The 11,787-nt window shown below is 72.9% G+C and carries 13 protein-coding genes and 1 pseudogene; 5 read left to right on the top strand and 9 right to left on the bottom strand.

The features are described from left to right. Positions 1 to 182: 182 nt before the first annotated feature. The 4 genes from ACH4ZA_RS03770 to ACH4ZA_RS03755 all read right to left on the bottom strand — a co-directional run bounded on the left by ACH4ZA_RS03770 (position 183) and on the right by ACH4ZA_RS03755 (position 4,270). Positions 183 to 1,883, bottom strand: coding sequence for a methylmalonyl-CoA mutase family protein (locus ACH4ZA_RS03770; protein WP_319281191.1), 1,701 nt, complete (start codon positions 1,881 to 1,883; stop codon positions 183 to 185). A 168-nt stretch (positions 1,884 to 2,051) separates the two neighbouring features. After that, the gene (locus ACH4ZA_RS03765) at positions 2,052 to 2,390 is read right to left on the bottom strand and encodes a DUF3817 domain-containing protein (RefSeq protein ID WP_319281192.1); all 339 of its coding nucleotides are present in this window, start codon (positions 2,388 to 2,390) and stop codon (positions 2,052 to 2,054) included. Between the two features lie 102 nt (positions 2,391 to 2,492). Further along, positions 2,493 to 3,002 carry a MarR family transcriptional regulator gene (locus ACH4ZA_RS03760; RefSeq protein WP_319281194.1) on the bottom strand — a complete coding sequence of 170 codons (510 nt, stop codon included), beginning with the start codon at positions 3,000 to 3,002 and terminating at the stop codon, positions 2,493 to 2,495. A gap of 11 nt (positions 3,003 to 3,013) precedes the next feature. Beyond that, on the bottom strand, positions 3,014 to 4,270 hold the full coding sequence (locus ACH4ZA_RS03755) for an MFS transporter (protein ID WP_398427798.1): 1,257 nt from the start codon (positions 4,268 to 4,270) through the stop codon (positions 3,014 to 3,016). Positions 4,271 to 4,356: 86 nt separating this feature from the next. On the opposite strand from ACH4ZA_RS03755, the gene ACH4ZA_RS03750 reads away from it, so the two are divergent. Then, a complete protein-coding gene (locus tag ACH4ZA_RS03750) occupies positions 4,357 to 5,352 on the top strand; it encodes a DUF5937 family protein (protein WP_319281198.1) in 996 nt (331 codons plus the stop codon). Between the two features lie 287 nt (positions 5,353 to 5,639). Here the strand turns inward: ACH4ZA_RS03750 and ACH4ZA_RS03745 are convergent, their stop codons facing one another. The 3 genes from ACH4ZA_RS03745 to ACH4ZA_RS03735 form a co-directional block, all read right to left on the bottom strand. Continuing rightward, complete coding sequence (locus ACH4ZA_RS03745; protein ID WP_398427797.1) at positions 5,640 to 6,620, bottom strand: matrixin family metalloprotease; 981 nt, start codon at positions 6,618 to 6,620, stop codon at positions 5,640 to 5,642. Between the two features lie 135 nt (positions 6,621 to 6,755). Beyond that, positions 6,756 to 7,049: an MTH1187 family thiamine-binding protein gene (locus tag ACH4ZA_RS03740; RefSeq protein ID WP_319281202.1), complete on the bottom strand. Its 294-nt coding sequence runs from the start codon at positions 7,047 to 7,049 to the stop codon at positions 6,756 to 6,758. Then, positions 7,046 to 7,390: a DUF3817 domain-containing protein gene (locus tag ACH4ZA_RS03735; protein ID WP_319281204.1), complete on the bottom strand. Its 345-nt coding sequence runs from the start codon at positions 7,388 to 7,390 to the stop codon at positions 7,046 to 7,048. Before ACH4ZA_RS03735 ends, ACH4ZA_RS03740 begins: the two co-directional genes overlap by 4 nt. Positions 7,391 to 7,555: 165 nt before the next feature. Here ACH4ZA_RS03735 and ACH4ZA_RS03730 point away from each other — a divergent pair, with 165 nt between their 5' ends. From ACH4ZA_RS03730 to ACH4ZA_RS03715, 4 genes are all read left to right on the top strand, one after another. Then, a complete protein-coding gene (locus tag ACH4ZA_RS03730; RefSeq protein WP_057584720.1) occupies positions 7,556 to 8,188 on the top strand; it encodes an AIM24 family protein in 633 nt (210 codons plus the stop codon). A gap of 1 nt (position 8,189) precedes the next feature. Next, the gene (locus ACH4ZA_RS03725; RefSeq protein WP_107441864.1) at positions 8,190 to 8,840 is read left to right on the top strand and encodes an AIM24 family protein; all 651 of its coding nucleotides are present in this window, start codon (positions 8,190 to 8,192) and stop codon (positions 8,838 to 8,840) included. Positions 8,841 to 8,842: 2 nt separating this feature from the next. Beyond that, positions 8,843 to 9,649, top strand: a complete 807-nt coding sequence (locus ACH4ZA_RS03720; RefSeq protein WP_319281210.1) for an AIM24 family protein — start codon at positions 8,843 to 8,845, stop codon at positions 9,647 to 9,649. Positions 9,650 to 9,741: 92 nt separating this feature from the next. Beyond that, entirely contained in the window at positions 9,742 to 10,218 is a 477-nt protein-coding gene (locus tag ACH4ZA_RS03715; RefSeq protein WP_319281207.1) for a MarR family transcriptional regulator, read from the top strand. A 6-nt stretch (positions 10,219 to 10,224) separates the two neighbouring features. Here ACH4ZA_RS03715 and ACH4ZA_RS03710 read toward each other — a convergent pair. Both ACH4ZA_RS03710 and ACH4ZA_RS03705 read right to left on the bottom strand, forming a co-directional pair. Then, positions 10,225 to 10,407 (bottom strand): annotated as a pseudogene (locus tag ACH4ZA_RS03710) (ATP-binding protein); the annotation flags it as partial. Positions 10,408 to 10,431: 24 nt separating this feature from the next. Continuing rightward, positions 10,432 to 11,751, bottom strand: a complete 1,320-nt coding sequence (locus ACH4ZA_RS03705; RefSeq protein WP_398427794.1) for an MFS transporter — start codon at positions 11,749 to 11,751, stop codon at positions 10,432 to 10,434. Positions 11,752 to 11,787: the final 36 nt, after the last annotated feature.

Below are 11,787 nucleotides of genomic sequence, written 5' to 3'. Positions count from 1 at the left end.
AATCCACACCGAACCGGAAGGCCCTCACTCATTCAAGATCCCTCAGCCGAGACCTGGCTCACCCGTCCACAACCTCCCCGGACAGAACACCTAGGGCCCCGGCCGACCCGCGCCCGGGGACACGGGAACGGGGCGGGGCCGGACCGTCGAGCGGTCCGGCGCCGCCCCGGCGTCGCGGGCGCTCAGAAGCCGGGCGGCTCCGTGTACACGCCCCACTCGTCCCGCAGGACGTCGCAGATCTCGCCCAGCGTGGCCTCGGCCCGCACCGCGTCGAGCATGGGACCGATCATGTTGGCCCCGTCACGGGCGGCCGCCAGCATCGCCGCGAGGGCGCTCCGCACGGCCTGCTCGTCCCGGGCCGCCCTGCGCGCCCCCAGGACCCGCACCTGCTCCCGCTCCACCTCGTGGCTGACCCGAAGGATCTCCAGGTCCCCGGTCACCGACCCGGTGTGCGCGTTGACGCCGACGACCCGCTTGTCGCCCTTCTCCAGGGCCTGCTGGTAGCGGAACGCGGACTCCGCGATCTCGCCGGTGAACCAGCCGTCCTCGATCCCCCGCAGGATGCCGGAGGTGATGGGGCCGATGGGGTGCCGGCCGTCGGGGTGGGCGCGCAGCCCGCGCTCCCTGATCTGCTCGAAGATCTTCTCCGCGTCGGCCTCGATCCGGTCCGTCAACTGCTCGACGAACCACGAACCGCCCAGCGGATCGGCCACGTTGGCGACGCCGGTCTCCTCCATGAGCACCTGCTGGGTGCGCAGCGCGATCTCGGCGGCCTGCTCGCTCGGCAGCGCGAGCGTCTCGTCGAGGGCGTTGGTGTGCAGCGAGTTGGTGCCGCCGAGCACCGCCGCGAGGGCCTCGACGGCCGTGCGCACCACGTTGTTGTACGGCTGCTGGGCGGTCAGCGAGACGCCGGCGGTCTGGGTGTGGAAGCGCAGCCACTGGGCCTTCTCGCTCCTGGCCCCGTAGACGTCCCGCATCCAGCGCGCCCAGATCCTGCGCGCGGCGCGGAACTTGGCGATCTCCTCGAAGAAGTCGACGTGGGCGTCGAAGAAGAAGGACAGTCCGGGCGCGAACACGTCGACGTCCAGCCCGCGGCTGAGTCCCAGCTCCACGTAGCCGAAGCCGTCCGCCAGCGTGTAGGCGAGCTCCTGTGCCGCCGTCGCGCCCGCCTCGCGGATGTGGTAGCCGGAGACGGACAGCGGCTTGTAGGCGGGGATGCCGGCCGCGCAGTACTCCATGAGGTCGCCGATCAGGCGCAGGTGCGGCTCGGGCGGGAAGAGCCACTCCTTCTGGGCGATGTACTCCTTGAAGATGTCCGTCTGGAGCGTGCCGTTGAGGACCCCGGGGTCGACGCCCTGGCGTTCGGCGGCGACCAGGTACATGCAGAAAACGGGCACGGCGGGCCCGCTGATCGTCATCGACGTGGTGACCTCGCCCAGCGGGATGTCCTTGAACAGGACCTCCATGTCGGCGGCCGAGTCGATGGCGACGCCGCAGTGGCCGACCTCGCCGAGCGAGCGCCGGTCGTCGGAGTCGCGGCCCATGAGGGTCGGCATGTCGAAGGCGACGGAGAGGCCGCCCCCGCCGTTGGCCAGGATCATCTTGTAGCGCTCGTTGGTCTGCTCGGCGTTGCCGAACCCGGCGAACTGCCGGATGGTCCAGGTGCGCCCGCGGTAGCCGGTCGGATACAGACCGCGCGTGAAGGGGTACTCCCCCGGCCAGCCGATGCGCTCGAAGCCGTCGTAGGTGTCACCGGCCCGCGGCCCGTACACCGGCTCCACCGGGTCTCCCGAGAGCGTGGTGAAGTCGGCCTCACGCTTGCGCGAAGCGTCGTACCGGGCCTGCCAGCGACGGCGGCCCTCCTCGATGACGTCAGCGTCCATGCTTCGAATTTACTAGGACGTCCAAGTAAATGTCGACAGCTGCAGGCAGGGACGTCCCGAGATCGGTGTTCTCGGGGGCCCGGCCCGCCGCACGCGCCTCGCCGCGCCTGCGAGCGGCCGGAGACCGTGCGGCCGCAGACCGGTGCGGCGGGAGACCCGCGCCGCGGGCTACGCCTTGATGATCGCCGTGTCCTCGAACGCGGCCTGCGGGGTCAGCTCGCGGCTGATCCTGCGCTCCACGAAGAAGGCGGCCGTCGGGACGGTCCCGGCCAGCAGCACCCACAGCAGCTTGCCGACCGGCCACTTCGCCTTGGAGCCCAGGTCGAAGGCGAAGACGAGGTAGAGAACGTAGAGCCAGCCGTGCGCGAAGCCGACGACGCGGGTGAAGTCCGCGGCCCCGTCGACGTCCAGGAGGTACTTGGCGATGACGCCCAGGCACAGCAGGACCAGCAGCACACCGGTGACGTAGGCCAGGACGCGGTAGCGGGTCAGCACGCTCTTCTTCATGCCGACGAGCGTAACGACCCGTTCCGGGAGATCTTGCCCCGGGTCGGCGCTCCCGGCGCGTCCGCTCCCCTCCCGGTCGCAGGGCGTTGCCGGGGCGGCGGCTCAGTCCTCGTCGAAGTCGTGCGCGGCGACCCGCAGGGGCCGCAGCATCGCGAAGATCTCCCCGCACTCCTCCGCGTCGTACACCCCGAGCCCGAAGTCCATGGCCATCAGGTCGCGGGTGGCCGCCTCCACGACCTCACGGCCCTTCTCGGTGATCACGGCGAGCGTGCCGCGGCCGTCGTTGGGGTTGGGGCGCTTGTCCACCAAGCCCGACCTCACCAGCCGGTCCACGGTGTTCGTCACCGAGGTGGGGTGCACCTGGAGCCGCTCGCCGATCTTCGACATGGTCAGCTCGCCCTCCTTGGAGAAGGTGAGCAGCACCAGCGCCTCGTAGCGCGCGAACGTCAGGCCGTAGGGCTTGACCACGGCGTCCACCTCGGCGAGCAGGATCTGGTGCGCGCGCATGATCGAGGTGATCGCGGCCATGGACGGCACGCTCCCCCAGCGCTGCTTCCAGAGCTCGTCGGCGCGGGCGATGGGGTCGAAGGGGAGACTGAGCGGTTTCGGCACGCCTCCAGACCTTACCGGCCGGTCACATCGTGGTCAGCCCCGTCTCGCGTTTCGGTCTTGCGGACCTCCCGTGCAGTGAGGACGCAAGCCAGCGCCCCCAGCGCGCCCGCCCCTGTGACGGTCCACGCGACCCCCGCAACCTCGGCGGCGACCCCCGCCAGGGCCATGCCGACGCCCTGGCAGGTCATCAGCCCGGCGGTGAAAAGTGTCATGGCCCGGCCGCGCAGCTCCACCGGGACGTCCCGGACGATCCACTGGTCCAGGCCGAGGGTGTACGCCGACCCGGCCCCGGCGACGACCAGCAGAAGCAGCGAGACGGCGAGGCCGGGGCGGAGGGCGTAGCCGAGGTAGGGCAGCAGGGTGACGCAGGCCAGCGGGAGGGCGATCCGCTCACGGGCGGCGGGCCTCAGCCGGGCCCCGGCGTACAGCTCGCCCGCGACCGTGCCGACCGGCAGCGCGCACATCAGCAGGCCGAGGCCCACGGAGCCGGCCCCGAGGTCGTCCGCGTACGGCGCGGACAGCGCCTCGGGAGCGACGGCGAACGTCGGCGGCACCCAGAAGAGCAGCAGCAGCGCCCGGGTGCGCCGGTCGGCGAGGACCTGCCGGGCGCCTCTGAGGGAGTCGGCGACCAGCGCCCCGCCGGTCCGTGCCCGGGCCGGGCGGCGGCGGGTGCCCAGCCGCAGCAGCGCGGCGGAGGCGAGGAAGGTGGCGACGGTGAGGAGGAGCGCCTGACGTGGGGAGGCGACCGTGAGCAGCACGCCGCCGAGGCCGAAGCCGACCAGCAGGGCGCTCTGCGCGGTGATGCGCAGCAGGGAGCGGCCGAGGACGAACAGGTCGCCGTCGCCCAGGATGTCCGCGAGAGTCGCCATGCGGGTGCCCGCGAAGACGGGCGACACCACCGCGAGGCAGCAGCGCAGGGCGAGCAGGACGGCGAGGTGCGCGCCCGGCGCCGTCATGGGCAGCACGCACGCCGCGCACACCAGGTCGCAGCCGACGAGGACGCGCCGGGCCGGGAAGCGGTCGGCGACCCCGGCGAGCAGGGTGCCGCCGACGACGTAGGGCAGGAAGCCGAGGGCCCAGGCCAGGGCGCTCAGCAGGGGCGAGCCCGTCAGGTCGTAGACCAGGACGGAGAGCGCGATCTCGGCGACGATGACGCCGAGCATGGACAGCAGGTGGGCGGCGAAGACGGACCGGAACTCGCGGACGGCGAAGACCTGGAGGTATCGGGCGGGCGGGGCCTCGGCGGCGGCCGTCGTGACGTCTGACATGCAGGGCAGCGTGCTGGGCCGCGGGCGCACGGCCTAGAGTTTCGGCCTGGGCCGAATGTTCGTCGGACGGGTGGGAGGAGGGGCGGGTGTCCTCGCGTCTGCACTTCGGGGAGGAGGACTTCCTGCGCTGCCGCTTCGCCGTGTCCCCGCTGTGGGAGACGCAGGAGGCCGCGCGCACGCTCAAGCGGCCCGACCGGCACGGCTACCACACGCCCTGGCTGCGCCGGATCCGCGCGGCGGCCGGGGCGCTCGACCTGACCGGTCTGTGGCTGGTCATGCCGCGCCGGGGTCACTCCCCCGACTGGCTGTGCCCGCCGCCGCTGGGTCCCGCGGCCGGGTTCGAGGAGGAGATCGCCGCCGTGCGGGCCGCGGACCCGCGAGCCGCCCGCGAGGACACCGCCCGCTCGCTGGCGGACACCCCCGGCGCGCTGGACTCGCCGCAGGGGCGGGCCTGGCTGGCGGATCCGGAACGGATGGTCCGGGAGCTCGCCGACGTGCTGGAGGAGGTCTGGCGCACTCTGCTCGCGCCGGACTGGCCCCGGCTGCGCGCTCTGCTGGAGGCGGACGTCGCCTTCCACTCCCGCCGGCTGGCCGAGGTGGGCCTGGGCGGGCTGCTGCCGGAGATCAACCGCCGGTGCGGCTGGCGGGCCGGCACGCTGACCGTCGCCTCGAACGGCGAGCACGAGCGGCATCTCGGCGGCCGGGGGCTCGTGCTGATGCCGAGCGTGTTCTCGTGGCCGGACGTGGTGAGCGGCTTCGACCCGCCCTGGCAGCCCACGCTGGTCTACCCGGCGCGGGGCATCGCGGGCCTGTGGAGCGACCCGGCCGACCGCGCACAGCGCCTCCCCGACGCGCTCGTGCGGTTGCTCGGCCGGGGCCGGGCCGCCGTGCTCGGCGCGCTCGACGACCCGGCGAGCACCTCGGCCCTGGCGCACCGCCTCGGCCTCGCCCCCTCGTCGGTGTCCGCGCACCTGGGCGTGCTGCGCGAGGCGGGGCTGCTGGTCTCCCGCCGCTACGGCCACCAGGTGCTCTACGAGCGGACGCCGCTGGGCATGGCGCTGGTGTCGGGCGACGCTCATTGAAGTTCTCCCCTCCCTTCGCAAGCTCGGGAAGGGGATTCCTGCCTACATCGCTGCGGCGGGTTCGACGGTGTTGCCCGCCCTGCGACCGCGCCTTCCGGCGGCCGGGACCTCCACGATGACGTGGCCGATCCGGTGCAGGTGCAAGATGTTCCGGGCCGCGTTCCATCGAGAACCAGAAGCGCCCCACGGGCTGAGCTCGACACTGCGGACCCGTACCCGCGGTCCGGGTCAGAGCAGTTCTGAGATGGCCTTCACCTCCCCCGTGGACGGGGGAGCACCGGCCAAGATCAACGGTAGAGGCTGCGCAGGCCCAGGACGTCGCCCTTGCCGAGGGTGCGGGCGCTCGTGGAGCAGGCGAACGAGCTCGCGAACATGGTGAGGTTCTCGTGTCCGGCACCGGCGTGACCGAGGCCGAAGACGTGCCCGGCCTCGTGCGTGGCGACACTGCGGAGGTCGTACGCGCGCGTGCAGGCGCCGGACGGGTCGACGGTGAACGCGTAGTCGTGGGTGTTGAAGCGGACGTCGGCCTCGAGCAGATCCTCCGGTCCCCCGCCGGGCGCCGGGCGGCTCCAGGAGCAGGTGGTGGCGACGGCGTCGGCGCCGAGGTCGCCGGTGTCCCAGACGCTCAGGCCGTCGGGGCTCATGCAGCGGGTCTCGCGGTCGATGTCGGCCTTGCTGGAGGTGGTCGACAGATGGCGGGCCCTCGCGGCGACCCGGTCGTCGAGACCGCAGTCGTTGCGGCTGGCGGTGATGGTGGCGACGGCCTCCTCGAAGGCCCGCCGGGCGTCGGCCCGGGAGATCCCGGCCGGCAGGCGGCCGTCGCCGAGGAACCACTCGTACGTGCCGTACTCCTTGCGGCCCGCGGTGGCGTAGGCGGCGTCGGCGCAGGGGGCGGGGGCGTCGGCGCGGCCGCCCCGGACGGCCGTCGCACGGGCCGCCTCGTAGGCGTAGGAGACGGTGCCGTCGGCGGCGACGGTGAGGGTGAACCCGTGCGCCGAGCCGTCCGCGGTGAGGGCGTCGACGCTGACCGTCGTGCCGGGTGCGGGCACCGCCAGGCCCGCGCCGTCGTGGGTGACCACGCGGCCGACCGCGGGGCAGTCGAGCACGGAGGAGCCGGCGGGCAGGTCGTCGACCGTGAGCTCGCCCCGGGCGAGGGGGCAGGCGGGCGTGCGGGGCGCCTGGCCCACGCAGAGCACCGCCAGCGTCACCGCCAGGAGGAACGCCGTGATCGCCCTGCCGGGTCGCCCCGGCCCGCGCCGCCCTGCCACCGCACACTCCCCCTTCGGCGCCGCGCCGGTGCGCGGAACATGATCGACCCGGGAGACATTAGTCACGCGGCGCGGGCCGGGCCCCCGCCGGTCCGCACCCGTTCGGGGGACCGACCGGACGGGCGTCCGGGGCGGTCACGGCGCGAGATGCCGCTCCACGGTCGCCACCTTCGAGGTGAGCCCGTCCGTCACGCCGGGGCGGATGTCGGCCTTCAGGACGAGGGAGACGCGCGGGGCGCGCGCCTCGACGGCGGCGACGGCCCGCCGGACGACGTCCATCACCTCGTCCCATTCGCCCTCGACGGAGGTGAACATGGCGTCGGTGCGGTTCGGCAGGCCGGATGCGCGAACCACCCGAACGGCGTCGGCCACGTACTCGCCGACGTCCTCGCCGACACCCAGGGGAGTGATGGAGAAGGCGACGATCATGCGTTCACGACGCCTTCCTTGCGGGCGCGGGAGGCGATGACCGCGTCCACCGACTCACGGCGCAGCCGACGCTCGGCGAAGAACCCGCCGGTCGGCAGGACCGCGAGGACGAAGTAGAGGGCCGCGGTCTTCAGGGACCACTTCGCGCGGTTCCAGGCGTCGGCCCAGAAGAGCAGGTACACGATGAAGAAGCCGGCGTGGACCCAGCCCATCACTCGCACGGCGTCGAAGTCGGTGGTCCGCTTCAGCACCGAGCAGACCAGCAGCAGGAGGAACGACACGGCCTCCGGGGCGGAGACCAGGCGCAGGCGGCGGAGGGCGGAGGCGGTCTTCAGGTCCACGGGTCACCTTCGGGTGGGGTACGACGAGGGCAGGAGATTGTGAATGCACGCACAAGCGTTCGTCCATTGTGGCAAACGCTCCCCCTAAGGGTGCGTTCAGGGTCTTGCTCCACCTCCGGGTGCTGTTCGGCGCACCCGTCCGGCCGATACCTTCGCCCCGTGGCGATGTTTCGACTCCAAGGCAGCAAGGTGCTCGCCGTCGACATGACCGGCGACGCCGTGAAGGCGAAGAACGGCTCGATGGTCGCGTACGACGGGCAGATGGCCTTCAAGAAGCTCAGCGGCGGCGGTGAGGGCATCCGGGGCATGGTGACCCGGCGGCTCACCGGCGAGCAGATGACCGTGATGGAGGTGAGGGGGCAGGGCACCTGCTGGTTCGCCGACCGCGCCTCCGAGATCAACCTCGTGCAGCTCCGGGGCGACAAGCTGTTCGTCGAGTCGAGCAACCTGCTCGCGACCGACGCCGGCCTGCGCACCGGCACCAGCTTCACCGGGGTGCGCGGCGCGACCCAGGGCAACGGGCTGTTCACGACGACCGTCGAGGGCACCGGCCAGGCGGCGATCACGTCGGACGGGCCGGCCGTGGTGCTGCGCGTCAGCCCGCAGTACCCGCTCACCGTCGACCCGGGCGCCTATGTCGCGCACCAGGGCAACGTCCGGCAGTCCTTCCAGTCGGGGGTGACGTTCCGCACGTTTCTGGGCGAGGGCGGCGGCGAGGCCTTCCAGATCCGCTTCGAGGGGGACGGCCTGGTGTACGTCCAGCCGAGCGAGCGCAACACGATCGCGGGGGACGTGTGAGATGACCTTCCGTGAGATCAACTCCAAGATGATCGAGGCGACCGTCGTCCCCGGCGCCCGGCTCTTCAGCCAGCGCGGGGCCATGCTGGCCTACCGCGGCGAGGTGTCCTTCACCCCGAACGTCCAGGGCGGGCAGGGCGGGGTGATGTCCATGATCGGCCGGCGGCTCGCGAACGAGGACACGCCGCTGATGACCGTCGAGGGCAGCGGCACGGTCCTCTTCGGGCACGGCGGGCACCACGTCCAGGTCATCCGGCTCAGCGGCGACACGCTGTGCGTCGAGGCGGACCGCCTGCTCGCCTTCGAGGGCACCCTCCAGCAGGGCACCATGTTCCTGGGCTCGCAGGGCGGCGTCATGGGCATGGTCCGCGGCCAGATCAGCGGACAGGGCCTGTTCACCACCACCCTCAAGGGCCACGGGGCGGTCGCCGTGATGGCCCACGGCGGGGTGTTCGAGGTCCCGATCACCCCGCAGCGCCCGGTGCACGTCGACCCGCAGGCCTACGTCGCCCACCACGGCGACGTCCGCAACAAGCTGTCGACGGCGCTCGGCTGGCGGGACATGGTGGGCCGCGGCTCCGGCGAGGGCTTCCAGCTCGAGCTGAGCGGCAGCGGTGCGGTGTTCGTCCAGGCGTCGGAGGAGAAGCTGTGAGCATGTACGGGGCTCCGGGCGGCGGCCCGACGGTGCACGACCCCACGACCCTGCCGGTCGACGACAACGTGAACAGCTACACCTTCTGCGTGGAGCTCAAGGGGAGCCAGTGGTTCCTGCAGAAGGGGAAGATGATCGCCTACTACGGGTCGATCGACTTCAACGGCGTCGGACACGGCCGGCTGGACCGTCTGGTGCGCACTTCCTTCCATTCGCCACTGCACGCGAGCGACTGGGTCGTGGCGGAGGGCTCGGGCAAGATGCTGCTCGCCGACCGGGCCTTCGACGTGAACTCGTACGACCTCGAAGACGGCAACCTGACCATTCGCTCGGGCAATCTGCTCGCTTTTCAGCCAAGTCTGTCGCTCAAGCAGTCGATCGTGCCGGGATTCCTCACCCTCATCGGAACCGGAAAGTTCGTGGCCGCATCCAACGGCCCGGTGGTGTTCATGGAGCCCCCGCTCCGGGTGGACCCTCAGGCGCTCGTCGGCTGGGCGGACTGTCCCTCTCCGTGCCATCACTACGACCACGGGTACATGACCGGCGTGATGGGCGGTCTACGTGCGCTGACGGGCCTCGGCGGCGCCTCCGGGGAGGAGCACCAGTTCGAGTTCGTCGGCGCCGGGACGGTGCTGCTGCAGTCGTCCGAGACCCTGATGGCCGAGCAGGCGACGGGGGCTGTTCCGCACGAGCCCGGAGTGCCCGGTTCGGGCGGCGTCCCAGGTGGGCACGGGGGCCACGGCGCGCCGTCCGGCGCACCGCGCCTTCCCGGACAGCTGGGGGACCTCCAGCGTCGCTTCGGGCTGTGAGCGGTAGTCTGCGGAGTGTGACATCGAACGCGTGCGCACCGTCACACCACCCGTACTAGTTCGCCTTTCAACATTTTAGGTAGACTTCATTTATGGAGACCGAAACGGCCACGCGCTGGCTGACCCAAGCGGAGCAGTGCGCCTGGCGCACCCATCTGGAGGTCAACAGGCTGTTGACGTACCAGCTCGAGAAGGATCTTCAGCCGTTCGGACTGACCATGAACGACTACGAGATCCTGGTGAACCTCTCCGAGTCGGAGGGCGTGCGGATGCGAATGAGCGATCTCGCCGCCGCCACCCTCCAGTCCAAGAGCCGCCTCTCGCACCAGATCACCCGCATGGAGAACGCCGATCTGGTGCGCCGGGAGAACTGCGAGTCCGACCGCCGCGGCCTGTACGCGGTCCTGACCGAGCACGGCATGGAGACCATGCAGAAGGTCGCGCCGCACCATGTGGACTCCGTGCGGCGGCACTTCATCGATCTCCTGTCCCCCGAGGCCCTGGCGGAACTCTCCAAGGCCCTGAAGCCCGTCGCGGAGAACCTCCGCGGGCGGCGGGGAAGGCTTTAGCAGCCCCTACGCGGTGACGGCGGGCAGGCGGAGCTCGAAGAGGGCTCCGCCTGCCGGCGTCCCACCGGCCGTGAGCGTGCCGCCGTGCCGCGCCGCCACGTCCCGGGCGATCGCGAGACCGAGACCCGCCCCGCCGTCGTCACGGCTGCGCGCGTCGTCCAGCCGGACGAACCGCTCGAAGATCCGCTCCCGGTCGGCCTCACCCCCGCCCCGTCACGGTCCCCCGACCGCCGCACCCGCACCGAGACCTCCGTGCGGGCGTGCCGCTGCGCGTTGTCGAGCACCCCGTGCCCCTCTCCCCGGCGTGTTCCCGGGCGTTCCCTTCCCCGGCGTGCCCCGCCCCGACGCGCCCGCGACGAGCGCCGCCGTCGCGAGCACCGCCGCCCCGGTCAGCGCGAAGCACGCGCCCACCGCAAGCCGCCCGGCCAGCGCCCCGGCGACCGCCGTGCCCGCCGTGCAGCCCGCGTTGACGGCCGTGTTGATCCACGCCCCCGCCCGCACCCGGGCCTCGGGGGCCGCGACCTCGTCGGCGACGAGGTAGGCCGTGGTGAGAACCGGCGACACGAAGAACCCGGCGATCGCGACCGCCGCGGCCAGGGCGCCGAGCCCCGGCGCCAGGGCCGCGCCGCACAGCGCCGCTCCGAGGCCCGCCGTGAGCCACGGCAGCCGGCCCGGTGCCGGCGTCCGCCAGGAGACGGCGCCGTTGAGCAGCCCGCCGACCGCGCTGCCGGCCGACAGCGCCGCCAGCACCCAGGCCACGGCCGCCCCGCCGGAGCCGTGTCCGTGCCGTTCCGAGAACGCCACGACCAGCAGGTCGACCACGCCCAGCGCCAGCCCGACGCCGGCGACGGCGGCCACGGGCCGCCCGAGGCCGCGCAGCCCGCCGCCGCCCCGCCGCACGGCGACGGCCCCGGCGGACGCGGCCGCCAGCGCGGGGGACGACAGGAACCCGGCCGTGCCCCCGGCCATCAGGGCCGCGCCGGCCACGATCCCGGCGGCCGGCGGTGCGAAGCCGACGAGGACGCCGACCAGCAGCGGACCGGTCACGAACAGCAGTTCCTCGGCGACGCCGTCGAGGCTGTAGGCGCGCTGGAGCAGGGCCCGGTCGGGGGCGAGCCGGGTCCAGACGGCCCGCATGGTCGGCCCCAGCGGCGGCACGCAGGCCCCGGCGGCCGCGGCGAGGGCGCCGAGCACCGGTGCGGGGGCGGCGTCCGGCCGGGAGACGGCGGCGGCCAGCAGGCCGAGCAGCACCGTGTGGCCGGCCGTCATCGGCGCGAGCGCCCGGCGCGGCCCGTGGCGGTCGACGAGGGCCGCCCGCGCGGGCGACAGGAAGACGGCGGTGGCCCCGAACAGCGCCATCACGGCGCCGGCCACCGCGTACGAGCCCGAGGACCGGGTCACGGCGAGCATCACGGACAGCGGGACGACCGCGTAGGACAACCGGCCGGTCAGCGCGGCGGCGAAGGTGCGGCGGGCATGCGGGACCCGCAGGACGGCGGCATACGAAGGCCGCGCGGAGGGCGAAGCGGACATGAGGAGGTTCCTCGACTCGAGGCAGGGCGGGAAAGG

Origin of the sequence: Streptomyces sp. NPDC020597, from assembly GCF_044335095.1 — a bacterium.
Taxonomy (GTDB): Bacteria; Actinomycetota; Actinomycetes; order Streptomycetales; family Streptomycetaceae; genus Streptomyces.
The sequence above is the reverse complement of the archived record's forward strand: the minus strand, read 5'-3'. Positions and strand labels throughout refer to the sequence as shown.